General features: G+C 57.2%; 27 protein-coding genes. 20 read left to right on the forward strand and 7 right to left on the reverse strand.

What is annotated here, in order from left to right:
• Positions 1-422: 422 nt before the first annotated feature.
• Entirely contained in the window at positions 423-1,094 is a 672-nt protein-coding gene (locus tag Q6A51_RS12365) for a response regulator (RefSeq protein WP_304574911.1), read from the forward strand.
• The gene (locus tag Q6A51_RS12370; protein ID WP_201017412.1) at positions 1,087-2,472 is read left to right on the forward strand and encodes a sensor histidine kinase; all 1,386 of its coding nucleotides are present in this window, start codon (positions 1,087-1,089) and stop codon (positions 2,470-2,472) included. Before Q6A51_RS12365 ends, Q6A51_RS12370 begins: the two co-directional genes overlap by 8 nt.
• On the opposite strand, the gene Q6A51_RS12375 is transcribed toward Q6A51_RS12370, so the two are convergent.
• On the reverse strand, positions 2,466-3,287 hold the full coding sequence (locus Q6A51_RS12375) for an HDOD domain-containing protein (RefSeq protein ID WP_201017411.1): 822 nt from the start codon (positions 3,285-3,287) through the stop codon (positions 2,466-2,468). The genes Q6A51_RS12370 and Q6A51_RS12375 overlap by 7 nt on opposite strands.
• A 112-nt stretch (positions 3,288-3,399) precedes the next feature.
• Positions 3,400-4,341 carry a CAF17-like 4Fe-4S cluster assembly/insertion protein YgfZ gene (gene ygfZ / locus Q6A51_RS12380; protein WP_201000184.1) on the reverse strand — a complete coding sequence of 314 codons (942 nt, stop codon included), beginning with the start codon at positions 4,339-4,341 and terminating at the stop codon, positions 3,400-3,402.
• Positions 4,342-4,482: 141 nt separating this feature from the next.
• Here ygfZ and Q6A51_RS12385 point away from each other — a divergent pair, with 141 nt between their 5' ends.
• Both Q6A51_RS12385 and Q6A51_RS12390 read left to right on the forward strand, forming a co-directional pair.
• Complete coding sequence (locus tag Q6A51_RS12385) at positions 4,483-4,737, forward strand: FAD assembly factor SdhE (RefSeq protein WP_201000183.1); 255 nt, start codon at positions 4,483-4,485, stop codon at positions 4,735-4,737.
• Entirely contained in the window at positions 4,721-5,185 is a 465-nt protein-coding gene (locus tag Q6A51_RS12390) for a protein YgfX (protein WP_304574912.1), read from the forward strand. The genes Q6A51_RS12385 and Q6A51_RS12390 overlap by 17 nt, the downstream gene beginning before the upstream one ends.
• On the opposite strand, the gene nadB is transcribed toward Q6A51_RS12390, so the two are convergent.
• Positions 5,154-6,770 (reverse strand): L-aspartate oxidase, encoded by a 1,617-nt coding sequence (nadB, locus tag Q6A51_RS12395; RefSeq protein ID WP_201017408.1) that lies wholly within the window; start codon positions 6,768-6,770, stop codon positions 5,154-5,156. The two genes, Q6A51_RS12390 and nadB, sit on opposite strands and share 32 nt — an antisense overlap.
• A gap of 585 nt (positions 6,771-7,355) precedes the next feature.
• Here nadB and rpoE point away from each other — a divergent pair.
• From rpoE to pdxJ, 11 genes are all read left to right on the forward strand, one after another.
• On the forward strand, positions 7,356-7,937 hold the full coding sequence (gene rpoE / locus Q6A51_RS12400) for an RNA polymerase sigma factor RpoE (RefSeq protein WP_002554912.1): 582 nt from the start codon (positions 7,356-7,358) through the stop codon (positions 7,935-7,937).
• Positions 7,938-7,969: 32 nt separating this feature from the next.
• Positions 7,970-8,563: an RseA family anti-sigma factor gene (locus Q6A51_RS12405; protein ID WP_201000180.1), complete on the forward strand. Its 594-nt coding sequence runs from the start codon at positions 7,970-7,972 to the stop codon at positions 8,561-8,563.
• A gap of 8 nt (positions 8,564-8,571) precedes the next feature.
• Positions 8,572-9,531, forward strand: a complete 960-nt coding sequence (locus tag Q6A51_RS12410) for a MucB/RseB C-terminal domain-containing protein (RefSeq protein ID WP_201000179.1) — start codon at positions 8,572-8,574, stop codon at positions 9,529-9,531.
• A 355-nt stretch (positions 9,532-9,886) separates the two neighbouring features.
• Positions 9,887-11,269 carry a DegQ family serine endoprotease gene (locus tag Q6A51_RS12415; protein ID WP_236250157.1) on the forward strand — a complete coding sequence of 461 codons (1,383 nt, stop codon included), beginning with the start codon at positions 9,887-9,889 and terminating at the stop codon, positions 11,267-11,269.
• Positions 11,270-11,440: 171 nt separating this feature from the next.
• Entirely contained in the window at positions 11,441-13,237 is a 1,797-nt protein-coding gene (lepA, locus tag Q6A51_RS12420) for a translation elongation factor 4 (RefSeq protein ID WP_201000177.1), read from the forward strand.
• Between the two features lie 9 nt (positions 13,238-13,246).
• Entirely contained in the window at positions 13,247-14,101 is an 855-nt protein-coding gene (lepB, locus tag Q6A51_RS12425; RefSeq protein WP_304574913.1) for a signal peptidase I, read from the forward strand.
• A 116-nt stretch (positions 14,102-14,217) separates the two neighbouring features.
• Positions 14,218-14,595, forward strand: a complete 378-nt coding sequence (locus Q6A51_RS12430; RefSeq protein ID WP_201017404.1) for a DUF4845 domain-containing protein — start codon at positions 14,218-14,220, stop codon at positions 14,593-14,595.
• Positions 14,592-15,281, forward strand: coding sequence for a ribonuclease III (gene rnc, locus Q6A51_RS12435; protein ID WP_025261572.1), 690 nt, complete (start codon positions 14,592-14,594; stop codon positions 15,279-15,281). The genes Q6A51_RS12430 and rnc overlap by 4 nt, the downstream gene beginning before the upstream one ends.
• On the forward strand, positions 15,274-16,176 hold the full coding sequence (era, locus tag Q6A51_RS12440) for a GTPase Era (RefSeq protein ID WP_201017403.1): 903 nt from the start codon (positions 15,274-15,276) through the stop codon (positions 16,174-16,176). Before rnc ends, era begins: the two co-directional genes overlap by 8 nt.
• A 66-nt stretch (positions 16,177-16,242) precedes the next feature.
• On the forward strand, positions 16,243-16,926 hold the full coding sequence (gene recO, locus Q6A51_RS12445) for a DNA repair protein RecO (protein ID WP_201000174.1): 684 nt from the start codon (positions 16,243-16,245) through the stop codon (positions 16,924-16,926).
• 50 nt (positions 16,927-16,976) lie between these two features.
• Entirely contained in the window at positions 16,977-17,717 is a 741-nt protein-coding gene (pdxJ, locus tag Q6A51_RS12450) for a pyridoxine 5'-phosphate synthase (protein WP_201000173.1), read from the forward strand.
• A 6-nt stretch (positions 17,718-17,723) separates the two neighbouring features.
• Here pdxJ and cmoB read toward each other — a convergent pair whose 3' ends face one another.
• The 4 genes from cmoB to Q6A51_RS12470 form a co-directional block, all read right to left on the reverse strand.
• The gene (gene cmoB / locus Q6A51_RS12455; protein ID WP_201017401.1) at positions 17,724-18,683 is read right to left on the reverse strand and encodes a tRNA 5-methoxyuridine(34)/uridine 5-oxyacetic acid(34) synthase CmoB; all 960 of its coding nucleotides are present in this window, start codon (positions 18,681-18,683) and stop codon (positions 17,724-17,726) included.
• Positions 18,680-19,423, reverse strand: a complete 744-nt coding sequence (gene cmoA / locus Q6A51_RS12460; RefSeq protein WP_201000171.1) for a carboxy-S-adenosyl-L-methionine synthase CmoA — start codon at positions 19,421-19,423, stop codon at positions 18,680-18,682. The genes cmoB and cmoA overlap by 4 nt, the downstream gene beginning before the upstream one ends.
• Positions 19,424-19,523: 100 nt before the next feature.
• A complete protein-coding gene (locus Q6A51_RS12465; RefSeq protein WP_201017400.1) occupies positions 19,524-19,916 on the reverse strand; it encodes a protease inhibitor I42 family protein in 393 nt (130 codons plus the stop codon).
• Positions 19,917-20,372: 456 nt separating this feature from the next.
• Positions 20,373-20,729, reverse strand: coding sequence for a hypothetical protein (locus Q6A51_RS12470; RefSeq protein ID WP_304574962.1), 357 nt, complete (start codon positions 20,727-20,729; stop codon positions 20,373-20,375).
• Here Q6A51_RS12470 and Q6A51_RS12475 point away from each other — a divergent pair.
• Genes Q6A51_RS12475 through Q6A51_RS12495 form a run of 5 tightly spaced genes read left to right on the forward strand, consistent with a single transcriptional unit; the run spans position 20,665 to position 26,210 of the window.
• Positions 20,665-21,699 carry a polysaccharide biosynthesis protein gene (locus tag Q6A51_RS12475; RefSeq protein ID WP_201000169.1) on the forward strand — a complete coding sequence of 345 codons (1,035 nt, stop codon included), beginning with the start codon at positions 20,665-20,667 and terminating at the stop codon, positions 21,697-21,699. The two genes, Q6A51_RS12470 and Q6A51_RS12475, sit on opposite strands and share 65 nt — an antisense overlap.
• Positions 21,700-21,701: 2 nt before the next feature.
• On the forward strand, positions 21,702-22,820 hold the full coding sequence (gene wbjC / locus Q6A51_RS12480; RefSeq protein WP_304574914.1) for a UDP-2-acetamido-2,6-beta-L-arabino-hexul-4-ose reductase: 1,119 nt from the start codon (positions 21,702-21,704) through the stop codon (positions 22,818-22,820).
• A 23-nt stretch (positions 22,821-22,843) separates the two neighbouring features.
• Complete coding sequence (wecB, locus tag Q6A51_RS12485; RefSeq protein WP_201000167.1) at positions 22,844-23,974, forward strand: non-hydrolyzing UDP-N-acetylglucosamine 2-epimerase; 1,131 nt, start codon at positions 22,844-22,846, stop codon at positions 23,972-23,974.
• A gap of 14 nt (positions 23,975-23,988) precedes the next feature.
• On the forward strand, positions 23,989-25,245 hold the full coding sequence (locus Q6A51_RS12490; RefSeq protein ID WP_304574915.1) for a glycosyltransferase family 4 protein: 1,257 nt from the start codon (positions 23,989-23,991) through the stop codon (positions 25,243-25,245).
• Positions 25,242-26,210 (forward strand): UDP-glucose 4-epimerase family protein, encoded by a 969-nt coding sequence (locus tag Q6A51_RS12495; RefSeq protein WP_304574916.1) that lies wholly within the window; start codon positions 25,242-25,244, stop codon positions 26,208-26,210. The genes Q6A51_RS12490 and Q6A51_RS12495 overlap by 4 nt, the downstream gene beginning before the upstream one ends.
• Positions 26,211-26,220 lie beyond the last annotated feature (10 nt).

Raw genomic sequence — 26,220 nt, forward strand, 5'->3', positions numbered from 1 at the left:
AGTCTCCTGAAACGTTTTTTGTTTTTGGATAGAAGAAGCTGTTCAGTACGATTTCTGTCGCACGCACGGTTTATCGTCGACGCAAATGAGCGCATCGCAAGCGGGAAATGGATTTGCTGAGCAAGAACGGAACGGTCGAGGGCTCGACGCAATAGACGAGGTGCAAAGCCAGGGATGGCTTGGACATGGTTGACTCCATTTATTGTTTTTATTTTACAGACGCATCCAGGCGCCTTTATTTACGTGCCCATTTCTGCGGCCGTATCGCGATGCTAAATGGCGAACCTTTCACAAACCTTTCAACTATCTTTGAGAGGTGTATTCAATAGCCTCTAGTTGTTTCAATGCTTCACAGGTTGTGGCACGCCTGTACACTCCGCCTTCGTGCCTTCATTACAACATTCATGATTCAGGAGACGGCGATGCGTGTTCTTCTCGTCGAAGACCATCTGCAATTGGCTGAAAGTATCGCCCAGGCGCTCAAGAACGCAGGTTTGAACGTTGATGTGTTGCACGATGGCGTTGCGGCCGATCTGGCCTTGAGCAGTGAGCAATATGCGGTGGCGATCCTTGATGTAGGGCTGCCGCGCCTGGATGGTTTTGAAGTGCTGGGGCGTTTGCGGGCGCGGGGCAAGAACCTGCCGGTGCTGATGCTGACAGCGCGTAGCGATGTCAAGGATCGGGTCCACGGGCTCAATCTGGGGGCCGACGATTATCTGGCCAAGCCGTTCGAGCTTTCTGAGCTGGAGGCGCGGGTCAAGGCGCTGCTGCGTCGCAGTGTGCTGGGCGGTGAGCGGCAGCAGCGTTGTGGTGTGCTGGCCTATGACCTGGATACGAGACGTTTCACTCTGGGCAGTGACTTGCTGAACCTGACCTCCCGTGAGCAAGCCGTGCTTGAGGCGCTGATTGCCCGCCCGGGTCGGGTCATGAGCAAGGAACAACTGGCAGCGCAGGTTTTCGGCCTTGATGAAGAAGCCAGCCCGGATGCCATCGAAATCTACGTCCATCGCCTGCGCAAGAAGCTCGATGGTTATCCCATTGCCATCGTGACTTTCCGTGGCCTGGGTTATCTGCTGGAAAACCGCGATGCATAACGACAGCCTGCGCTGGCGACTGTTATGGAACCTGGCATTACTGCTGATTGTGTTGATGCTGGCCAGCGGCATGAGCGCCTACTGGAATGGACGCGAAGTGGCCGACACGGCCTATGACCGTACTCTGCTGGCTTCGGCGCGGACCATCGCTGCCGGGTTGACCCAGCGCGACGGCACGCTGAGCGCCGATGTGCCTTATGTGGCGCTGGATACCTTTGCCTATGACAGCGAAGGGCGTATCTATTACCTGGTCAACGACATCAACAAGACGTTGATTTCCGGCTATGAAAACCTGCCTTCCCCGCCTTCAGGAACCTTGCGTACCGACGATTACCCGGCACTCGCCAAGTTCTACAACGGCGTTTACCTGGGCCAGGATGTGCGGGTGGTCAGCCTGCTCAAACCGGTCAGCGAACCCGGCATGAACGGTATGGCGGAAATTCGTGTGGCTGAAACCCAGGAGGCGAGGGTGCGTATGGCCCGCAGCCTGATGGCGGACACTTTGCTGCGTCTGGGGATGCTGGGCGGCGGCGCCTTGTTGCTGGTCTGGATCACGGTCAGCTCCACATTGCGTCCGCTGGAGCGACTGCGTACTGCCGTGGAGGAGCGACAGCCCGATGACTTGCGCGCTCTGCCTATGGTTGAGGTGCAGCGTGAACTGCGCCCGCTGGTGAATGCGCTCAACCACTTCACTGAGCGCCTGCGTTTGCAGTTTGAGCGTCAGGCGCAGTTCATTGCCGATGCCGCCCATGAATTGCGCACGCCACTGGCTGCGCTCAAGGCGCGGGTCGAGCTTGGTTTGCGTGATTCCGATCCTCAGCAGTGGCGTTCAACCCTTGAGGCCGCAGCCCAAGGGACGGATCGGTTGACGTCTCTGGCCAACCAGTTGTTGTCACTGGCGCGCATCGAGAACGGAGCCCGCGCGATTGCCGAAGGTGGCGTGCAGAAGCTGGATCTGAGCCAGTTGGCCCGTGAACTGGGCATGGCCATGGCGCCACTGGCTCATTCCCGTGGCGTTGCGCTGGCGCTTGAGGCTGATGAGCCGGTCTGGCTGCGTGGCGAGCCGACGTTGCTCAACGAGTTGCTGAGCAACCTGATCGACAATGCTCTGGCGCATACCCCGGTGGGCGGCAACGTTGTGTTGCGGGTTTATGGACCCTGCATTCTGGAAGTCGAGGACGATGGTTCGGGTATTCCAGAGGAAGACCGCGAGCGGGTCTTCGAGCGTTTCTACCGCCGCAATCAACAGGGTAGCGGTTCCGGGTTGGGGCTGGCGATCGTCGGTGAGATCTGCCGCGCCCACCTGGCGCAGATATCTCTGCATGACGGGGCGCAGCGTGGTTTGAAAGTGCGAGTCAGTTTTGCTGCTTTTCAGTAAAGCATGCCCATCGCTTCGTCCATTTCAGCACTCAGCAGTCCACCGGCCACATTCAGCCGTAATTGATGAAAGGCTGGCAGGTCGACAATGTCGATCTGGCTGAAGGGGTGAGTGGTGTTCTTGTGGATGTGGATGGTCGCGACTTGTACCAGATCGATGTAATCGGCACTTCTGGACACCCGTGTGAAATCCTGGAACTGCGCCGGCACTGCCGCCAGCGGCTCCGGGAAATCCCATGATCGCAGCAGGCGTTCGCCGATGATCGGGTGAATGTTGTCGATCACATGGTTGAGGCTGATCGGGTCGGACAGCAGATCGAAGTGGTCTTCGGCGTACGTCAGGATCGGCAGGATGCCGATGAGGTGGATCAGTCCGGCGAGCGTGGCCTGATCCGGCTTCAGGTTGGTGTGCCGGTGACACAGGGTATAGCTGATCCCGGCCACTTGCAGGCTCTGCTTCCAGATTTCCCGCATCTTGTGTTCGATGACTTCCGACTTGGCGTGAAACATCTGCTCGACTACAAGGCCGATGGCCAGGTTGCAGGTGTAATTGACGCCCAGGCGGCGGATGGCGGTGTTTACGTCGCTGACTTCAAAGTTGGCGCGCAGCAACGGGCTGTTGGCAACCTTGATCAGTCGTGCGGACAGTGCGGTGTCACTGCCGATGACTTTGCTCAGTTCGGCAATGCTTATTTCGGTGTTTTCGGCAGCCAGGCGAATTTTCAGGGCTACCTCTGGCAGGGTAGGCAGAAACAAGGCATCTCTATCGATTGCCTTGATCAGGTTTCTCTGCACCTCGTCAGCCATCTTGCTCATGTTGCATCTCGCAGCCGTTGGGGGTGTTCAGGCCGCCTGGACGCCGGGTAAGCGTCAGGAGGCCAGATAGCTTTTGTGACAGTTGTAACGTGCGGGTGTTCGCCGTAACGGCTTAACGCTGGGTTTCGAGCTTGCTGTCCAGGGTGTAGGGCAGTTCGCTCAATTGCAGGGTTGGTCCGTCTGGCGAGCCGAGATGAAGGTTGCCGCTTTCCGCGGCATCGGCTTGCAATACCGCCAGCAACTCGATGCCTTGCTCGGCGTTGGCTGCGATAACGACATTGCCCACGGCGCTGTTGTGTACGGGAGAGAACAGCGACGTACCGGGTTCGGGAAGTTCGCTGGCCTCCAGCGTAAGGCGATAAAGCCTGCGCTTGAGTTTGCCAAGATACTGCATGCGGGCCACGATTTCCTGGCCGGTGTAGCAACCTTTCTTGAAGCTGACGCCGCCGACCGCCTGCAGATTGATCATCTGCGGGATGAATTCTTCGCGAGTGCTGCCCACTACCTGGCCGATACCGGCGCGGATCTGGCCCAGAAGCCAGTCATTGAGCGGGCCTTCGGGCAGTTGGGCAGCCAGCCGTGATTTCACATCCTCTGCCTGTTCGGCACGAACCCAGAGTTCGGCGCGTGCAGGGGAAGTGCGGATGGCAATCAGATCGTTGGCGCGCACCAGTGCGTCGGTGTCCTGAGGCAGGTCGAGCCCGAGGCTGACCAGGGCTCCGTCACCATCCTGAAGACCGAATCGCACCCAGGCTGCGCTCTCGTCTGTCAGCTTGGACTTGGAGAAGACCGCGTATTTTTTCAGGTCCAGCAATTGCGGCTCGATCAGCTCGCTGGCCATTGCCAGCAGACAGCCATCGCCTTCGAGCACGATGCGGAAGCTCGACTGCATACGGCCTTTTTGGGTGCAGCGGGCACCCAGGCTGGATTTGCTGTCGTTCAGGTAGTTGAGGTTGCAGGTCAACTGACCCTGCAGGAATTTGCTGGCATCCACGCCGCGAACGGCAAGAATGCCCTCATGGGATAGCGTGCTGAAGAAAGCTGAGTGGGCCATGGTCATCGCAAGAGGAAAAGTCTGGGGCACATCATAGTGCCGAGTCGTGAATATGGGTATATGAAAACTGCTGCGACCATTGGGCAATTCGCTCAAACGTCTCGCACCTGTATACTCGCGACCTACTTTGAGGAGCGCTCCATGGTCGAAGACGTCGAACTCAACCGCCTTTATTGGCACAGCCGCCGCGGCATGCTTGAACTGGACGTGCTGCTGGTGCCGTTTGTCCGGGAAGTCTACCCGGATTTGAATGAAGAAGATCGTGAGCTTTATCGTCGCCTGCTCACTTGTGAGGATCAGGACATGTTCGGCTGGTTCATGCAGCGTGCCGAATCCGAAGATCCCGAGTTACAGCGCATGGTTCGCATGATTCTGGACCGTGTCCAGCCCAAGTGATCGTTTCGAGTGCCACTGGCAGGCCTCGCGCCTGCTATTGGTCGGGTATCTGAGTATCCAGCTACTGGCGCTCTTTGCCCTGTATTGGCTCGATATCCCCGGCTGGGCTTCTGTGCTCGGCGTCCTGTTTTGTCTGGCCCATGGTTTTTGGGTCGTTCCCGGGTCGATCCTGCTTGCTCGCCGCTCGGCAGTCACCGCCTTGCGGCGTGATCGCAAGGGCTGGCAGTTGTGGAGTGAGCAGGGCGGCTGGCAGCCCGTGCAGCTCTGTCGTGACAGCCTGGCGCTGCCATGGGTCGTCATCTTGCGCTTTCGTCCCGTAAAAGAGGGACGAGCCGGGCGCCATATTAAAAGTATCTGCATTCCCTGCGATGCGCTGACGCCGGATACCCACCGACGCCTGCGCGTACGTCTGAAATTCAGCCCGCGTAGGTGGGCGGTACCAGAATAGTGTCCAGTGCCTGAGGCAGCATGTTCGGGTAATCCAGCGTGTAATGAAGGCCGCGGCTTTCTTTGCGCTCCATTGCCGAGCGGATCATCAGTTCGGCCACTTGTGCCAGATTGCGCAACTCGATCAGGTCGCGGCTGACTTTATAGTTGCTGTAGAACTCATCGATTTCATCAAGCAGCAGGCGTACCCGGTGCTGGGCGCGCTGCAAGCGTTTGTTGGTACGCACGATCCCGACGTAGTCCCACATGAAACGCCGCAGTTCGTCCCAGTTGTGCGCAATGATTACGTCTTCATCGGAGTCGGTCACCTGGCTGGCATCCCAGGCGGGCAGGTTGTCTGGCATCTGAATCTCGGCCAGTTGCGCCTCGATGTCCGCGGCCGCAGAGCGTGCGTAGACAAAGCACTCAAGCAGTGAGTTGCTGGCCATGCGATTGGCGCCGTGCAGCCCGGTAAAGCTGGTTTCGCCGATGGCGTACAGGCCGGGCACATCGGTGCGGCCCTTGCTGTCGACCATCACGCCGCCGCAGGTGTAATGCGCGGCTGGCACCACCGGGATTGGCTGTCTGGTGATGTCGATGGAGAATTCCAGGCAGCGCTCGTAGACGGTCGGGAAGTGAGTCTTGATGAAGGATTCAGGCTTGTGGCTGATGTCCAGATAGACGCAATCGACACCCAGACGCTTCATTTCGTGGTCGATGGCGCGGGCGACTATGTCGCGGGGAGCCAGTTCGGCACGTTCATCGAAGCGCGGCATGAAGCGCTCGCCGTTGGGCAGCTTGAGATAGGCTCCCTCGCCACGCAGCGCTTCAGTAATCAGGAAGCTCTTGGCTTGTGGGTGATAGAGGCAGGTTGGGTGAAACTGGTTGAATTCCAGATTCGCGACCCGGCAACCGGAGCGCCAGGCCATGGCGATGCCGTCACCACAGGCACCGTCGGGGTTGCTGGTATAGAGGTAAACCTTCGCCGCACCGCCCGAGGCCAGGATGGTAAAGCGGGCACCATAGGTGTCGACTTCCCCCGTCTTGCGGTTGAGCACGTAAGCGCCGAGGCAGCGCTGGCCTGTCAGGCCCAGGCGTCGTTCAGTGATCAGGTCGATGGCGGCGCGCTGATCCAGCAGTTCGATATTCGGACGTTTGCTGGCCTGCTCGAACAGCGTCTTGAAAATAGCGGCTCCGGTAGCGTCGGCCGCATGGATGATCCGGCGATGGCTGTGGCCGCCTTCGCGGGTCAGGTGGAATTCGAAACTGCTTTCTTCGGTGTCCGAATGATCGCCGCGAGTGAACGGAACGCCCTGATCGATCAGCCACTGGATCGACTCACGGCTGTGTTCTACCGTGAAACGTACCGCTTCTTCATTGCAGAGACCGCCACCGGCATTGAGTGTGTCTTCGACATGAGACTCTACGGTGTCGGTGTCATCGAGTACGGCAGCAACGCCGCCCTGGGCCCAGAATGTCGAACCGTTGGACAGGTCGCCCTTGCTCAGGACCGCGATGCGCAAATGTCCGGGAAGGGTCAGCGCCAGACTCAATCCCGCCGCACCGCTGCCAATCACCAGTACATCGTGCTGAAAATGTTGACTCATGTATGAATTCTGCCTTTGGCGGCCATCAGGTTCTGTGGTTTCAACACGGCTTTTTACACGGCCGGGCAGGCTGAATTTTGCGCAGCAATACAGTTCGTGCTGAAACGGCAACAGGCCCTAGTATAAGTAAGGGGGTATCGGCACAATAGCCTCGCTTTCATGGCATTGTGAGACCAGTGCGGGGCTGGATTGTGCGCCAGTCCCTGACGTCATGCATACCGTTTTCCGTTGAGCCGTTAGCCGGTGTTCAATCACCGGATTGGTTTGGTCGCAAAGGTAGCAGTATGCGTCTTGCACCTGTGTTTGGATCTCGGGAACTTTTTAATGAGGCCCAGGCTCAATAGCGGGTTGCCTGTAAAGGACAGCGACGGCTTGCGCGAGGTCGACCCATCATCGACAGCGCAGCCGCCGACAAGACTATTCACGCAGCCGACTTGTTCGAGCTGCGTTTTTCGTGCGGGTCAAATGAGTACCCGCAGGAAACTTGCTTGGAAGGGGAGAACTTTTGCGAAAAGCCCGAGTCTATGTTTGCAAGCCTGAACAATGGCTGATGCAACACCCCTCCAGGCTCAACGAGGAGTGTTCATGCTAACCCAGGAAGAGGATCAGCAGCTTGTCGAGCGCGTTCAGCGCGGTGACACGCGAGCATTTGATCTGTTGGTGCTGAAGTATCAGCACAAGATTCTAGGGTTGATCGTGCGATTCGTGCACGACACCCATGAGGCTCAGGATGTTGCACAGGAAGCCTTTATCAAGGCCTACCGTGCGCTTGGAAACTTTCGCGGTGACAGCGCCTTCTATACATGGCTGTACCGCATCGCCATCAACACGGCGAAAAACTATTTGGTGTCGCGCGGTCGGCGACCGCCAGATAGCGATGTAAGGTCTGAAGATGCGGAGTTCTACGATGGCGATCATGGCCTCAAGGACATCGAATCGCCGGAACGTGCATTGTTGAGGGATGAGATCGAGGGCACAGTCCATCGGACCATCCAGCTTCTCCCGGAAGATTTGCGCACTGCACTAACTTTGCGTGAATTCGATGGTCTGAGTTACGAAGACATTGCGAGCGTCATGCAATGTCCTGTTGGTACCGTGCGCTCCCGGATCTTCCGCGCTCGGGAAGCCATCGATAAAGCCCTGCAGCCGTTGTTGCAGGAATCCTGAGACAGCGGCGATAGCCAAGAGAGGAAACCGCCATGAGTCGTGAAGCCCTGCAGGAATCGCTGTCCGCAGTGATGGATAACGAAGCGGATGAATTGGAATTACGTCGGGTACTGAATGCCATTGACGACGCCGAGACACGTGCAACGTGGTCGCGTTATCAGGTTGCACGTGCTGCCATGCATAAAGAGTTGTTGATGCCTCATCTGGATATTTCGGCTGCTGTGTCTGCCGCAATCGCCGATGAAGTCAGCCCGCTCAAGGCCGCTCGCGGTCCGTGGCGCACTCTTGGCCGTCTGGCCGTTGCCGCTTCGGTGACTGTTGCCGTTCTGGCTGGTGTTCGTCTCTACAATCAGGACGAGATTGCAGGTGCCCAGTTGGCCCAGCAGGTTCAGCAGCCTGCCAATCTGTCTGTACCGCAAGTAAAAGGCCCGGCAGTACTGGCCGGTTACACTGAAAGCACCGAGCAAGCCACAGGCCCTATGGCCAATGGTGTCTTGCAGGGGCAAGCCGGTGAAGGCGATCAGCGTCTGCCAGGTTATCTGCGTCAACACGCTCAGGAAGCAGCGTTGAAGGGTACTGAAAGCGCGCTGCCATACGCACGTGCTGCCAGCCTGGAAAACCGTTAAGGAGGATCATGCGAGCCGTCCCTCTATTACCGCTTTTGCTTGGTGGATGGCTTGTCCTTCCCGCGCATGCAGATGATGCGCAAGACATGTTCAAGCGTCTTGCGCAGGCCAATCAGCAGCAGAGCTATCAAGGTACTTTCGTTTACGAACGTAATGGCAGCTTCTCCACTCACCGTATCTGGCACAGCGTTGCCGACGGTAAGGTTCGCGAGCGGCTGCTCCAGCTTGATGGTTCTGCTCAGGAGGTCTCTCGCGTTGACGGCTTGACCCAATGTGTCAGTGGCACACTGGTGTCGGGCGTTGCCAACCCTTCCGATTCGACAGCACGTGTATTCGATACCAAAAAGCTCTCGGCCTGGTACGACATGACCATTGTCGGCAAGTCCAGGGTTGCGGGTCGGGCGGCTACCATTGTTGCGATGACGCCCAAGGATCAGCACCGATACGGCATCGAACTGCATGTGGATAACGAGACCGGTCTGCCTCTGAAATCGCTTCTGTTGAGCGAAAAAGGTCAGTTGCTGGAGCGCTTCCAGTTCACTGAACTCGATACCGTCGCTCCTTCTGCCGAGTCGCTGCAACCAAGTTCCGACTGCAAGCCGGTGAGTGTCGCCAAGGCCAAGGCCGAACCTGCGAGCGCGCCTGTTGCGTGGCGTTCCGAGTGGCTGCCGCCTGGCTTTGAGCTCAGCAGCAGTTCATCGCGCAAGGATCCGGCGTCGAAGGCATTGGTCACCAGCCTGATGTATGGCGATGGTCTTGCACGTTTTTCGGTATTCATTGAGTCGGTGAGTGACGGCACCAGTACGGATATTCGTACCCAGTTGGGGCCTACCGTTGCCGTGTCCCGCAGGCTTACCACGCCCAAGGGCGTCGTCATGGTGACTGTGGTTGGCGAGATCCCTATGGGGACTGCCGAGCATGTAGCCTTGTCGATGCGCAGTGCCGATGTGCAGGCCAGCAACAAGTAGTTCTGGATAAGTAGCTCTGGAAACGAGGTCAGTGCCCGGGATGTGTAAAAGGTTTCATCTTGGGCCCGATAAGCCGCCAGACCGCAGTTAACCTGGCCTTTGGCAGAGATACTGAAATGTTTGGTGAGGTTTGCAAGTTGCAAAAAATCTCGTTTTTTTCTATAGGTCACAGCCTTGCAGCTCTGGCCTTTGTCGTTTGTGGGGCCAAAAAGCTGACCCAAGGATAGCGCCGCATCCGAATGCGGCGCATGGGGTCTTTGAGTCAGTCGCTCTGTACTGCTTAACTTTGCTCGTTGTTAACGGGAGCCGTATGTCGATACCACGCTTGAAATCTTATGTTTCACTGATTGCCGCCATGATGATGCTCGGCCAGGTCGCTGTGGCTCAGGCCGAGGATTTGCCGGATTTCACTGTGCTGGTTGAGCAGGCTTCGCCTGCGGTAGTGAATATCAGTACCCGCCAGAAAATGCCTGATCGTGCAATGGCCGCTCAGGTTCCTGATATGGAAGGTCTGCCACCCATGCTTCGCGAGTTTCTCGAGCGCAGCATGCCGCCTGGATCTCGTGCCCCCGGAAAGGGCGATCGTCAGCGCGAAGCGCAGTCGCTGGGGTCGGGGTTCATTATTTCCGGTGACGGCTACGTCCTTACCAATAACCACGTGATTGATGGTGCCGATGAGATCATCGTGCGTCTCTCCGATCGCAGTGAGTTGAAGGCCAAGCTGGTCGGTACCGATCCGCGTACCGACGTTGCCGTTCTGAAGATCGATGGCAAGAACCTGCCTACCGCCAAGCTGGGTAATTCCAACAAGCTGAAAGTAGGCGAGTGGGTACTGGCTATCGGTTCGCCGTTCGGTTTTGACCATTCGGTTACCAAGGGCATCGTCAGCGCCAAAGGCCGCAGCCTGCCGAACGATACTTATGTACCGTTCATCCAGACCGACGTAGCGATCAACCCGGGTAACTCGGGTGGTCCGCTGTTCAACATGGCTGGTGAAGTGGTTGGTATCAACTCGCAGATCTTTACCCGCTCCGGCGGTTTCATGGGGCTGTCGTTCGCGATTCCGATCGACGTGGCCATGGATGTCGCCAATCAGCTCAAGACCAATGGCAAGGTCAACCGTGGTTGGCTGGGCGTTGTGATTCAGGAGGTCAACAAGGACCTGGCCGAGTCTTTCGGTCTGGACAAGCCTGCTGGCGCCCTGGTTGCTCAGGTGCTTGAAGATGGCCCGGCTGCCAAGGGTGGCTTGCAGGTCGGTGATGTAATCCTCAGTGCCAACGGCCAGCCGATTGTCATGTCCGCCGACCTTCCGCACCTGATCGGCAATCTCAAGGACGGCAGCAAGGCCGAGCTTGAAGTGATCCGTGACGGCAAACGTCAGAATCTGACGGTCACCGTCGGAGCGCTGCCGGACGAAGGTCAGGAAATGGGCTCTTCGGGTTCTGCTGCCGAGCGCAGCAGCAACCGCCTTGGGGTTTCGGTGATAGAGCTGACCGCCGAGCAGAAGAAAAGCTTCGACCTCAAGGGTGGAGTGGTCATCAAGGAGGTTCAGGGTGGTCCTGCTGCCTTGATCGGTCTGCAGGCGGGTGACGTGATCACTCACCTGAACAATCAGGCCATCGTTTCGGCGAAGCAATTTACCGAGGTCGCCAAGAGTCTTCCCAAGGATCGTTCCGTCTCCATGCGCGTTCTGCGTCAGGGGCGAGCAAGTTTCATTACCTTCAAATTGGCTGAGTAATCGGCAGATTTGACGAAAAAGGGCGGTAGACACCGCCCTTTTTTGTGGTTGCCTGCCGGGTGGATATTGATCTGTATGCCTCCAGACGTGACGCCTCTTGCTTCCTTCAGGTACAATTCCCGGCTATTTTTCGGCGGGTAATCTGCCTGCAACCTTTTTGAGTGTTGATCCGTGAGTGATTTGAGTCATATCCGCAATTTCTCCATCATCGCCCACATTGACCATGGCAAGTCGACGCTGGCCGACCGCTTCATTCAAATGTGCGGTGGCTTGTCCGAGCGCGAAATGGAAGCGCAGGTCCTCGACTCCATGGATCTTGAGCGCGAGCGCGGGATCACCATCAAGGCCCACAGCGTTACCCTGTACTACAAGGCCAAAGACGGTAAGACCTACCAGCTGAACTTCATCGACACCCCGGGCCACGTGGACTTCACCTATGAAGTCAGCCGTTCCCTGGCTGCCTGTGAAGGCGCGTTGCTGGTTGTCGATGCCGGTCAGGGTGTCGAGGCGCAGTCGGTTGCCAACTGCTACACCGCTATCGAGCAGGGCCTTGAGGTCATGCCGGTCCTGAACAAGATGGACTTGCCGCAGGCTGATCCAGACCGTGTCAAGGAAGAGATCGAGAAGATCATCGGCATCGATGCTACCGATGCGGTGGCATGCAGCGCCAAGAGCGGCATGGGTGTCGACGAGGTGCTGGAGCGTCTTGTCGCTACCATTCCTGCGCCTGAGGGCAACATCGAAGATCCGCTGCAGGCGTTGATCATCGACTCCTGGTTCGACAACTATCTGGGCGTTGTCTCCCTGGTGCGCGTGCGTCATGGCCGCGTCAAGAAGGGCGACAAGATCCTCGTCAAGTCCACCGGCAAGGTGCATCTGGTCGACAGCGTCGGCGTGTTCAACCCCAAGCACACTGCAACCGTTGACCTGAAAGCCGGTGAAGTAGGTTTCATCATCGCGGGCATCAAGGACATTCATGGTGCGCCGGTCGGTGACACCCTGACCCTGAGTTCCACACCCGATGTAGACGTGCTGCCGGGCTTCAAACGCATCCAGCCGCAGGTTTACGCTGGCCTGTTTCCGGTCAGCTCGGACGATTTCGAGGATTTCCGTGAAGCGCTGCAAAAGCTGACGCTCAACGACTCTTCGCTGCAGTACCTGCCGGAAAGCTCCGATGCACTGGGCTTCGGCTTCCGTTGCGGCTTCCTGGGCATGCTCCACATGGAGATCATCCAGGAGCGTCTGGAGCGCGAATACGATCTTGACCTGATTACCACTGCACCAACGGTAATCTTTGAGCTGTTGCTCAAGAGCGGCGAAACGATTTACGTCGACAACCCGTCGAAGCTTCCTGACCTGTCCTCTATCGAGGATATGCGCGAGCCAATCGTGCGGGCCAATATTCTTGTGCCTCAGGAGCACCTGGGCAACGTCATTACGCTGTGCATCGAGAAGCGTGGCGTGCAGCACGACATGTTGTTCCTGGGGACCCAGGTTCAGGTGAGCTATGACTTGCCTATGAACGAAGTGGTTCTGGACTTCTTCGATCGTCTCAAGTCTGTCAGCCGTGGTTATGCTTCGCTGGATTATCATTTCGATCGCTACCAGTCAGCCAATCTGGTCAAGCTCGATGTGTTGATCAACGGCGAGAAGGTCGATGCACTGGCGTTGATCGTGCACCGTGACAACGCGCACTACAAAGGGCGTGCGTTGACCGAGAAAATGAAAGAGCTGATTCCGCGGCAGATGTTCGATGTGGCAATCCAGGCCGCCATTGGCGGGCAGATTGTGGCGCGTACAACCGTCAAGGCACTTAGAAAGAACGTACTGGCCAAATGTTATGGCGGCGACGTAAGCCGTAAGCGCAAGCTGCTTGAGAAGCAAAAGGCCGGTAAGAAACGCATGAAGCAGGTCGGCAACGTGGAGATTCCACAGGAAGCTTTCCTTGCAGTGCTCAGGTTGGAATAGTCAGGTCCTATGTCACTAAATTTCCCGCTGTTGTTGGTCATCGCAGTCTTTGTCTGTGGCGTGCTCGCACTGATCGATCTGGTTTTCCTGGCGCCTCGTCGCCGGGCGGCCATTTCGACCTACCAGGGCAGTGTCAGTCAGCCGGACATCGCGGTTGTTGAGCAATTGAACAAAGAGCCTTTGCTGGTCGAATACGGCAAATCGTTCTTTCCGGTGCTGTTTATCGTGCTGGTGCTCCGTTCGTTTCTGGTCGAACCCTTCCAGATTCCCTCGGGCTCCATGAAACCGACACTGGAGGTGGGTGATTTCATCCTGGTCAACAAGTTCTCCTATGGCATCCGCCTGCCGGTGCTGGATCAGAAAGTGATCCAGATCGGCGATCCGAAGCGTGGCGATGTCATGGTGTTTCGCTACCCGAGCGACCCTAGTGTCAACTACATCAAGCGTGTAGTCGGGTTGCCGGGCGACCACATCCGTTACACCAGTGACAAGCGTCTGTTTGTCAATGGTGAGCTGGTTGCCAAGAAGCTGATCGGCAGTGAGCCAGGTACTCTGGGCAGCGCTGAGCTGTACGAAGAGCTGCTTGGCGATGTCGAGCACCAGATCCGCCAGGAGATGAGCCGCTATCGCGCACCGCCTGACAGCGAGTGGACCGTGCCGGCCGAGCATTACTTCATGATGGGTGACAACCGCGACAACTCCAATGACAGCCGTTACTGGGACGATCCGAATATTCCCAAGAATGAACTGGGCATGGTCCCGGACAAGAACATCGTCGGCAAGGCCTTTGCTGTCTGGATGAGCTGGCCGGAGCCCAAACTCAGTCATTTCCCTAACTTTTCACGTGTAGGGTTGATCAAGTAATCAATGCGGCGCTGCTAGAACAGCGCCGTATCTCATTTGGGCTGGCCCGAAACGTTTCTGACCGATAAATCATGTCGGTTGCGTGAGCGGGCTATTCTTGAGGTCGAGGTCGAAGCATGACGTTCTCCGCTTCTCAGAAAGGTTTGTCGTTCGTGGGATGGCTGGTTGCGCTGGCGTTTGTCGCATTTGTGACGAGCACGGCTTTCAAGCTGATCCCGCACTACCTTGACTACATGTCGATGAAGAAAATCATCGAGACGGTCGAGAGCAATCAGGCCCTGGATATCACCACGGTCGACGATTTTTACAGTTATGTCGGTAAAAACATGCAGGTCAACAATATTCGGGATGTGGATTTGAACAAGGCTTTAAAGGTGACGGTGCAGAACAACAAGTTCAGTGCCCATTTGAAATATGAACAGCGTGAGCCGTTGATCCAGAATATCGATCTGGTGATGAAGTTCGACCAGCAATTCAGCGTGGGTAAACTGTGAGCGTATCCTTGAGCCGCCTGGAGCGTCAGCTCGGCTATACCTTCAAGGATCAGGAACTGATGATCCTGGCCCTGACTCACCGCAGCTTTGCTGGCCGCAACAATGAGCGTCTGGAGTTTCTCGGTGATGCGATCCTCAACTTCGTGGCCGGTGAAGCCTTGTTCGAGCGCTTCCCTCAGGCACGCGAAGGCCAGTTGTCGCGTTTGCGCGCACGTCTGGTGAAAGGGGAAACCCTCGCACTGCTGGCCCGTGGTTTCGATCTGGGCGAGTACCTGCGCCTGGGGTCCGGTGAGTTGAAGAGTGGCGGCTTCCGTCGCGAGTCGATTCTTGCCGATGCCCTTGAAGCCTTGATCGGTGCGATCTATCTCGATTCGGGCATGGAGGTTGCGCGTGAGCGTGTCCTGGCATGGCTGACCAACGAGTTCGACAGCCTGACCCTGGTCGACACCAATAAAGACCCTAAAACCCGACTGCAGGAATTCCTCCAGTCCCGTGCCTGTGAATTGCCGCGTTACGAAGTGGTGGATATCCAGGGCGAACCGCATTGCCGGACGTTTTTCGTCGAATGCGAGATCACCTTATTGAATGAAAAGAGTCGAGGCCAGGGTGTCAGCCGTCGCATTGCCGAACAGGTAGCCGCGGCCGCAGCACTCATTGCCCTGGGCGTGGAGAACGGTCATGACTGATACAACTGCAACTCGCTGTGGCTATGTTGCCATCGTCGGCCGCCCCAACGTAGGCAAGTCAACGCTGCTCAACCACATTCTGGGCCAGAAACTGGCAATCACCTCGCGCAAGCCGCAGACCACTCGTCACAACATGCTGGGTATCAAGACCGAGGGCGCCGTGCAGGCGATCTATGTCGATACCCCCGGCATGCACAAGAACGGCGAGAAAGCGCTCAACCGATACATGAACAAGACCGCTTCGGCTGCGTTGAAAGACGTCGATGTCGTGATCTTCGTGGTTGACCGCACCCGCTGGACTGAAGAAGATCAGATGGTGCTCGAGCGTGTCCAGTACGTACAAGGTCCTGTCATCCTGGCGATCAACAAGACCGATCGCATCGAAGACAAGAGCGATCTGATGCCGCATCTGGAATGGCTGCAAGGCCAGTTGCCCAATGCGTCCATCGTGCCGATTTCCGCGCAGCACGGGCATAACCTCGATGCGCTGGAGGGCCTGATCGCTTCCCATCTGCCGGAAAACGATCATTTCTTCCCGGAAGACCAGATTACCGACCGCAGCAGTCGTTTCCTGGCTGCCGAACTGGTTCGCGAGAAAATCATGCGCCAGCTGGGTGCCGAGCTTCCGTACCAGATCACCGTCGAAATCGAAGAGTTCAAGCAGCAGGGCCGCACTCTGCATATCCATGCCCTGATTCTTGTCGAACGTGACGGCCAGAAGAAAATCATCATTGGCGACAAGGGTGAGCGGATCAAGCGTATTGGCAGCGATGCACGTCGCGACATGGAGTTGCTGTTCGACTCCAAGGTCATGCTCAACCTGTGGGTCAAGGTCAAGGGTGGCTGGTCCGATGATGAGCGCGCCTTGCGTTCGTTGGGTTACGGCGACCTGTAAGTGTTCTGTCACCCGATCATGATTTCTTCATGATCGGGTGAATCCCCTTTCTTTCGAGCCAGCCCGATGAGCACGCCAACCGGCCAACCTGCTTATGTGCTCCACAGCCGGGCATATCGCGAAAACAGCGCCCTGGTCGACTTCCTCACACCGCAAGGCCGCTTGCGCGCCGTGTTGCGTAATGCGCGTGGCAAGGCAGGCACTCTGGCGCGGCCCTTTGTTCCTCTGGAAGCAGAGTTTCGCGGGCGTGGTGAACTCAAGAATGTCGGGCGCATGGAAGGTGCCGGTGTTGCCATCTGGTTGTCCGGTGAAGCCTTGTTCAGCGGCATGTACCTCAACGAACTGCTGATTCGCCTGCTGCCTTCCGAAGATCCTCACCCCGCCGTTTTCGATCACTATGCCGCGACCCTGACGGCATTGGCGCAAGGCCGTCCCCTGGAGCCGCTGCTGCGATCATTCGAGTGGCGACTGCTGGACGATCTGGGCTATGGCTTTGCGCTGGACATGGATATCAATGGCGACCCCCTTGCTGCTGACGGTTTGTATCGCCTGCAAGTGGATGCCGGGCTTGAGCGGGTTTATCTGTTGCAGCCCGGACTGTTTCAGGGTGTTGAACTACTGGCCATGGCCGAAGCTGACTGGAGCGCTCCGGGAGCGTTGTCCGCAGCCAAGCGCTTGATGCGTCAGGCATTGGCTGTGCATCTGGGCGGTCGTCCATTAGTGAGCCGTGAACTGTTTCGCAAGCCGTGAGCAGGCTTTATGCTCTGCGGCCTGCTTCGATCAAATTTCAGGAGACACCCGTGACCCAAAGCACTCGCATCCTTCTTGGCGTGAATATCGACCACGTTGCCACCTTGCGTCAGGCTCGCGGTACACGTTACCCGGACCCGGTGAAAGCCGCGCTGGATGCCGAAGAGGCGGGCGCCGATGGCATCACTGTGCATTTGCGTGAAGATCGTCGGCATATTCAGGAGCGCGATGTGTTGCTGCTCAAGGATGTTCTGCAGACACGCATGAATTTCGAGATGGGCGTAACCGAAGAAATGCTCGCCTTCGCCGAGCGCATTCGTCCAGCTCACGTATGTCTGGTGCCGGAAACCCGCCAGGAACTGACCACCGAAGGCGGCCTGGATGTCGCCGGGCAGGAGGCCCGGATCAAGGCTGCGGTCGAGCGACTGGCGAAGATCGGTTGCGAAGTTTCGCTGTTCATCGATGCTGACGAGCAACAGATCGCTGCTTCCAGGCGTGTCGGCGCTCCTGCCATCGAACTGCATACCGGCCGTTATGCCGATGCACAGACGCCGGATGAAGTCGCAGAAGAACTCAAGCGTATTGCCGATGGCGTGGCTTTCGGTGTGGCTCAGGGCCTGATCGTCAATGCCGGCCATGGCCTGCATTATCACAACGTCGAAGCGGTGGCGGCGATCAAAGGGATCAATGAGCTGAACATCGGGCATGCGCTGGTTGCACATGCCTTGTTCGTGGGCTTCAAGGCTGCTGTGGCCGAAATGAAGGCATTGATTGTGGCGGCAGCCAGGTAATCAGCCTCAGGGCTTGCGCCCGACAATCACAGCACGCATCGGTGCGGGCAGGCCTTCAACGGTGCGGCTGTGATCTTGCGGATCAAGGAAATCGCCCAGCGACTGGTAGCGCATCCATTCGGTGCTGCGTTGTTCCTGAACGGTCGTGGTGCTGACATCGACGCAGCGCACATCGGTGAATCCGGCGCGACGCAGCCATAACTCCAGCGCCGGGACCGATGGCAGGAACCATACGTTGCGCATTTGAGCGTAGCGATCTTCCGGGACCAGCACTTGTTGTGCATCACCCGGCACCACCAGTGTTTCCATGACCAGCTCGCCGCCTTTGACCAGGCAGTCCTTCAAGGCCAGCAAGTGGTCGACAGGCGATTTGCGGTGATACAGCACGCCCATTGAGAACACGGTATCGAAGCCTTCGAGGTTGGCCGGCAAGTCTTCCAGAGCAAAGGGCAAATGCCAGGCCGGCAGGTCCGGCAGATAGCGCTGCATCGCCTGGAACTGACAGAAGAACAGCCAGTTGGGGTCGACACCAATCACGCTCTCGGCTCCAGCACCGAGCATGCGCCACTGGTAATAGCCGTTGCCGCAGCCTACATCCAGTATGCGTTTACCCTTGAGATCCAGATGTGGCGAGACTCGTGACCACTTCCAGTCCGAGCGCCATTCGGTATCGACATGCACCCCGAACACATCGAACGGACCCTTTCGCCAGGGTGAAAGCCCCATCAAGGCCTTGCGCACTTGAGTGCGGGTCTCGTCGTCGCACTCGACCTCCAGAGTAAAGCTGTCGGCCAGCTCAACGCGCTCCGGCGTGAGTCTGGGCAGGGCATCCAGTGCGCTTTGCCAGCGTTGCAGGTCGCCGTGCCCCTTGGCCATCTTGGCGTCGAGTTGTGCTTGCAGGCCGTTGGCCCATTCAGCCAGAGGTGTGCCTGTCAGGCGGCGAACGAGTGGAGCGAGATCAATCATGGCAGGGCAATCAACGAGGCAAAGTTAAGGCATTGGAACCAGGGGACGACCTTGGAAAAGCCGGCGGCCAGCAGGCGTTGGCGGTGTTCTTCCAGGCTGTCGGGTTTCATGACGTTTTCGATGGCGCTGCGCTTCTGGGCTATTTCCAGATCGCTGTAGCCGTTGGCGCGTTTGAAGGCGATATGCAGGTCGGTCAGCAGTGCATGCTCCTGCTCATCGTTGAAGCGCAGCTTTTCCGAGAGGATCAAGGCACCGCCAGGCACCAGCGCCTGACGAATGCTGGTCAGCAGCGTCAGCCGCTGTTCGGGAGCGATGAATTGCAGGGTGAAGTTCAAAGCCACCACCGAGGCAGGCTGGAACTGCAATCCCAGAATATCGCCTTCTATGACCTCGACCGGCAGCAACTCCTGAAACATCGAGTTCTGTGCATTGAGGTATTCACGGCAGCGCTCGACCATTGCTGCCGAGTTATCCACCGCGATGACCTTGCAACCCTCGCTGCGCACATGGCGGCGCAGGGCTTGAGTCACGGCCCCCAGCGAACTGCCCAGGTCATACAGAACCGTATCGGGTCTGGCGAATTGTGCCGCGAGCACGCCGAGATTCTCGACAATCGTCGGGTAGCCGGGCACCGAGCGCTTGATCATGTCAGGAAAGACCCGAACGACATCCTCGTTGAAGGCGAAGTCAGGCACCTGAGCCAAAGGCTGGGCGAAAATGCGGTCGGGTTCTTTGCTCACGGCTGTTCCGGCGAAGGCTTTGAAAGGCGGGCATTCTAGGCAAGTTGTCGCCGGGATGCATCAGTCAGAGCGTGTTCTCTGACAGAGCGTGTAAAACGCTTCAATTCACCGTGATCGCACACTCGAAGGTCTGCTCGGGAGGCGCTTCAGGTGTCCAGGGTTGCTGGTAGATCATCAGCAGTTGTCCGCTGCCTGCATCGGCCGCCTTGTAGCGCCATACCGATTGTCCGCCACTGCCAACCATTTCCGTGCTTTGCGCGTTTTTATAGACCTCAGGCCCCAGGCTTCGCAGGACGTTCTGTGCCGGGTTCTGGATCTGCCAGCGAAAGCCGGTGGTGGGGTTGCTGGGCAAGGTGAGGATCAGGGTTTGTCCGCTTTTGAGTGTCAGCGGGCAGTCGCTCTGGGCCTCCACTGAAACGATGTTTTTCGGTGTTTGTGCGCAGGCGGTCAGCAGGGCAAGGCTCAAGGGCGCGAGAAGGCGGGCATGGGTCATGGCAAGGTCCGGTTTTGCGTGACGATGCTGGAGCATAACGCATTGATGCGCGAGCACGATGAAGAACTGTGCAGCCCTGCTGACTGACGTTACACCCGACAAGGTAGGGGAGTTTTGTGAATTTCAGAAAAGTCATACAGCATTAGTGGCGTATTATGGGTTTTGTGTCTGATCTTCATGAAGTATTTAAGCTCCCGATAAACTCATGGAGTTATGAATGGATTGCGCGCAGGCGAGAACGTAAATTGTTTCGCGCTCTTCCATTGTTGCTGGTCGAGGATCTTGATGTCACTGGCTCCTCTTTTTCAGTCGATACAGGATGATGGCGGTATGCCTTGAATGTTCGTTTGGCAAAAGAAAGGTCTTGTGTGCAGCGCAGGGCCTAGAATGAGGTGGCATTTCGATAGGGAAGTGGCACAATCGCCAAGGTTTTTTGTATGGCAGGCTATTTGCGGTTTAATCGACCACAAACAGCGACTGCCCGGCAAGCAGCAGCCAGTCAGTTGCGAGCGGTGGTGAGCATTGGATTTTGCTCACGACACTCGGCGACGGTTCGTTGGACAATATGCACAGGATGGTCGCAGCGTGGACGTAGCAGGCGTTGCTGCGGGCAGCTTTTTTGTTTTCAAGGGCGTTGATCGAGCTGTATCGATCAGTTATCGCAACGCTCAGCAGTAAGACAAATTGGTTTTTCGGCCTTGAGGTCTCGTTAATCCCAGGACTGCCTGCCTCATTTTCAGGAATTATTATGTTTAGCGGAAAAAAACTTCTCATCTCTGGCGGTACAGGTTCTTTTGGCAACGCTGTGCTCAAGCGTTTTCTCGACAGTGATATTGCGGAAATCCGTATTTTCAGCCGGGACGAGAAGAAACAGGATGACATGCGCAAGCGCTATGCCAATAGCAAGCTGAAGTTTTACATCGGTGATGTGCGTGACTACCAGAGCGTGCTCAATGCCACTCGTGGCGTCGATTACATTTTTCATGCTGCTGCCCTGAAACAGGTTCCGTCCTGCGAGTTCCACCCGATGGAAGCGGTCAAGACGAATGTCATCGGTACCGAGAACCTGCTGGAAGCCGCAATCCAGAACGAAGTTCGTCGCGTTGTCTGCCTCAGCACTGACAAGGCCGTCTATCCAATCAACGCCATGGGCATTTCCAAGGCGATGATGGAAAAGGTCATGGTCGCCAAGTCGCGTAATGTCGACGATAGCAAGACCGTCATCTGCGGCACTCGCTACGGCAACGTGATGGCATCGCGCGGGTCCGTGATTCCACTCTTTATCGAGCAGATTCGTGCTGGTAAAGAACTGACGCTTACTGATCCCAACATGACGCGCTTCATGATGACTCTGGGCGATGCCGTCGACCTGGTTCTTTATGCGTTCGAGCATGGTAACAACGGCGATCTGTTCGTTCAGAAGGCCCCGGCCGCGACTGTCGAAGTGCTGGCCAAGGCTCTGACTGCGCTGGTGGGCAAGCCTGATCATCCGATTCAGGTGATTGGCACGCGCCATGGCGAGAAGTTGTATGAAGCGCTGTTGAGCCGTGAAGAAATGGCCTGCGCCGAAGACAAGGGCGAATACTTCCGCATTCCGCCGGACCTGCGCGACCTGAACTACGCGAAGTTCGTGGAGCAGGGTGAAACCAAGATCTCGCGCACCGAAGACTATAACTCGCACAACACCGAGCGCCTGGATATCGAAGGCATGCAACGCCTGTTGCTCAAACTGGACTTCATGCGCGCAATCCAGCGTGGCGAGCACGCTACGCCGGAGGAATGAACATGAAGGTTCTGATTACGGGTGCCAACGGTTTCGTTGGCCAGAATCTTGTTTCCCACCTTGGGGAACGGGCCGATGTGCAGGTACTGCGTTTTACCCGTGACGAGTCCCTGGACAGTCTTGCGGGGCTGGTTGCCGAGGCAGACTTCATTTTTCACCTGGCGGGCGTCAACCGTCCACAAGACCCGCAAGAGTTCCAGACGGGCAATACCGATCTGACTCGCGCCTTGTGTGAGGCCATTGTGAGCAGTGGCCGTCAGGTGCCGATTCTGTACACCTCGTCCAGTCAGGCCGAACTGGACAATGCTTATGGCAGCAGCAAGCGGGGTGCCGAAGACGCGCTCGTGGCACTGAATGCCAGCCATGGTGTGCCGGTTCACCTGTTTCGCCTTCCGAACGTTTTCGGCAAATGGGCGCGTGCGAACTACAACTCGGCCGTTGCAACGTTCTGCCACAACGTTTCCCGAGGCTTGCCGATCAGCATCAACGATCCGCAGGCCCGTATCAACCTGGTCTACATCGATGATGTGATCAGGCATTTCCTGGCCGTCATGGACGGTAAGCTGGCGGGTACGCCTTTCGTCAGTGTCGAGCCACAGTATTCGATTACCGTGGGTGATCTGGCCGAACAGCTGTATGTATTTCGCGACAGCCGCCAGTCAATGATCACCGAGCCGGTCGGCACAGGTCTGGTCCGGGCCTTGTACTCGACTTACCTGAGCTACCTGCCCCCTGAGCGCTTCACCTATGAAGTGCCCAGACACGGTGATCCGCGTGGTGTGTTCGTGGAGATGCTCAAGACGCGGGACTCCGGGCAGTTTTCCTACTTTACGGCGCATCCGGGCATTACCCGTGGGGGGCATTACCACCACTCCAAGACCGAAAAATTTCTGGTCATCAAGGGCAATGCCTGTTTCCGCTTCCGCCATATCGTTTCCGGCGAGTTCTACGAGCTGTTCACCACGGGTGAACAACCGCAGATCGTTGAAACCGTACCCGGCTGGACCCATGACATCACCAACGTGGGTGAGGACGAGATGATCGTCATGCTCTGGGCCAATGAAATATTCGACCGTGAACACCCAGACACTTATGCGCGCCCCGTCGGTACCGAAGCCTGAGCCGCTGTTGACAGGATATTGAAATGAAAAAGCTGAAAATTGTAACTGTCGTAGGCACACGGCCAGAGATCATTCGTCTGTCGCGGGTCATGGCTGCGCTGGATGAGCATTGCGATCACATCCTGGTCCACACTGGCCAGAACTACGATTACGAGCTGAACGAGATCTTCTTTCAGGACCTGGGCATTCGCAAGCCAGACCACTTCCTGAATGCTGCCGGTGCCAGTGGTGCAGAAACCATCGGTAACGTGATCATCGCTGTCGACCGCGTGCTGGCTGAAATCGAGCCAGAGGCTCTGCTGGTGCTGGGCGATACCAATAGCTGCATGGCTGTATTGCCAGCCAAGCGCCGCAAGATCCCGACTTTCCATATGGAAGCGGGCAACCGTTGCTTCGACATGCGCGTGCCGGAAGAGATCAACCGGCGCATCGTCGACCATACGGCCGACATCAATCTGACCTACAGCACCATCGCCCGCGATTACCTGTTGCGCGAAGGTCTGCCGGCAGACCGCGTTATCAAGACCGGCAGCCCGATGTTCGAGGTGCTGGGGCACTACCGCGAAGGCATCGACAACTCGGACGTTCTTACCCGTCTGGGGCTTGAGCCTGGCAAATTCTTTGTGGTCAGTGCGCACCGCGAAGAGAACGTCGACTCGGACAAGAACTTCCTCAAGCTGGTGGATGTGCTCAATACCGTGGCCGAGCAGTTCGGCCTGCCAGTGATCGTCTCCACCCACCCTCGTACCCAGAAGCGTGTCGATGCGATGGGGGTGACCTTCCATGCCAACGTTCGGTTGCTCAAGCCTTTGGGCTTCAAGGATTACAACAAGCTTCAAGTTGAATCCAGGGCCGTACTGTCCGACAGCGGAACGATCAACGAGGAAGCTTCCATCCTGAACTTCCCGGCATTGAACCTGCGCGAAGCTCATGAGCGTCCTGAGGGCATGGAAGAGGCCGCAGCCATGATGGTCGGTCTGGAAACCGAGCGTGTGCTGCAAGGCTTGAGCATCCTGGACAGCCAGTCTCGTGGTGATGTGCGCAGCTTGCGTCTGGTGAGCGACTACAGCATGCCCAACGTTTCGGACAAGGTCGTACGTATCCTGCATAGCTATACCGACTATGTGAATCGAGTGGTCTGGAAGCGGTACTGATCCGAGTAGTGGAAATGGCTGAAAAAGCGTTAAAAGTTCTCGTAGTGACTCAGTATTTCTGGCCTGAGAACATGCGGATCAATGATCTGGTCCGCGATCTTTCGGCGAAGGGGCATGAGGTAACCGTCTTGACGGGGTTGCCTAACTATCCTGAAGGGAAAGTATTTGAAAGTTACCGCGAGAAGCCTGAAGAGTTTAGTCCCTACTGCGGTGCCGAGGTGGTAAGGGTTCCGCTTGTCCCCAGGGGCAAGCGCAGCCTCAGTCTTGCGCTGAACTACCTGTCGTTCTTTATCAGCGCCTCGATCCTGGGGGCTTTCAAGTTGCGCAAACACAAGTTCGATACGATCTTCGTGTATGCCGTTTCGCCAATCATGGCTGCCATTCCGGCACTGGTGATCGGGCGCCTGAAGCGTGCTCCAGTGTTTGTATGGGTGCTGGATCTATGGCCTGAAACCTTGCGTGCCGTCGGTGTGGTGAAGCAGCCTTTACTGCTGGGGCTGGTAGGCAAGGTCGTTTCGTGGATTTATAACCGTACAGACTATCTGCTGCTGCAATCCCACGGGTTCATTGACAACGTTCGGCGTTATTGCACCCGACCGATTACCGATGAGCGTCTGGTTTACTTCCCGAGCTGGGCTGAGGACGATTTTTCATCTTCGGCACCGCCATTATGTGATTTGATCCCGCAGGACCCGAATGTATTTACGGTCGTGTTTGCTGGCAATCTGGGCGAGGCTCAGGATTTCCCGGCTGTACTGGATGCTGCCGAGTCGTTGCGCGTCAGCCATGCCGTACGCTGGGTTATTGTCGGCGATGGCCGCATGAGTGAATGGATTGCCGAACAGATCGCTGCCAGGCAACTGGATAACGTGCATCTTCTCGGTCGTCATCCATTGGAGGCGATGCCGGGGCTGTTTGCCCAGGCCGATGCCTTGCTGGTATCGCTGAAAACCAATGACGTATTTGAAAAGACCATTCCGGGTAAGGTTCAGGCATATCTTGCTTCCGGGAGGCCTGTATTGGGGATGATCAATGGTGAGGCGGCGCGTGTGATCAGTGAGTCCGGTGCCGGTTTTGCCTGTGACTCTGGTGACGCTCAGGGTCTGGCAGCCATTACCCGTTCACTTGCCAATACTGCCCCTGCCCAGCGCGACAGTATGGGCCGTGCCGGGCGCAACTATTACGAGCAGCACTACGCCAAGGGCAATCTTCTGATGCGTCTGGAAACCCTCTTTCGTCAAGCTACCCTTCGCAAAGTGAGCCAGCCATGAACCCCTCTTCTGTTTTACTGACAGGTGCAACCGGTTTTGTCGGTAAAGCGCTGCTCGCCAGTCTGCTCAAGCGGGGCGATAAAGTGACTGCCGCTGTGCGCGGTTCCTCGGCGCAAATCGATCCCTCTGTCACGCTTGCTCAGATTGCCGGCCTGGATGGACAGACGCAGTGGCAGGATAGTCTCCAGGATGTGCAAGTGGTGATTCATGCGGCGGCCCGCGTGCATGTCATGACCGACACTGAGGCCGACCCGCTGGCTGCGTTTCGCAAGGTCAACGTCGAAGGCACATTGAATCTGGCCCGTCAGGCGGCAGCGGCGGGAGTGCGACGTTTTATCTTCATCAGTTCCATCAAGGTCAACGGCGAAGGCACCTTGCCCGGCCAGCCTTACCGTGCTGACGATATTGCGGCTCCGATTGACCCTTACGGGATCTCCAAGATGGAAGCCGAGCAAGGTCTGCGTGCCTTGGCCGAGGAGACGGGGCTGGAGGTGGTGATTATCCGGCCGGTTCTGGTCTATGGGCCGGGAGTGAAAGCCAACTTCCTGTCGATGATGCGCTGGCTGGACAAAGGCGTTCCACTGCCTTTCGGGGCAATCGACAATCGGCGCAGTCTGGTTGCTCTGGATAATCTGGTCGATCTGATCGTGACCTGCATGACGCATCCAGCCGCTGCCAACCAGACGTTTCTGGTCAGCGATGGCGAAGATCTGTCGACTACCCTGTTGCTCAAACGTATGGCGAGTGGGCTTGGCAAGTCGGCGCGCCTGTTGCCGATACCGTCTGCCTTGCTCGTGCTGGCTGCGAGGCTTCTGGGCAAGCGTTCGCTGTCACAGCGTCTTTGCGGGTCCTTGCAGGTCGATATCCAGAAAACACGCTCGCTATTGGACTGGACTCCTCCGGTTAGCGTGGATAAGGCCTTGTCGATGGTCGCGCGCCACTATCAGGAAAACCCGGGCAAATAACGCAAGGGTG

The sequence above is a fragment of the Pseudomonas serbiensis genome (assembly GCF_030580745.1).
In the GTDB taxonomy this organism is placed as follows: domain Bacteria; phylum Pseudomonadota; class Gammaproteobacteria; order Pseudomonadales; family Pseudomonadaceae; genus Aquipseudomonas; species Aquipseudomonas serbiensis.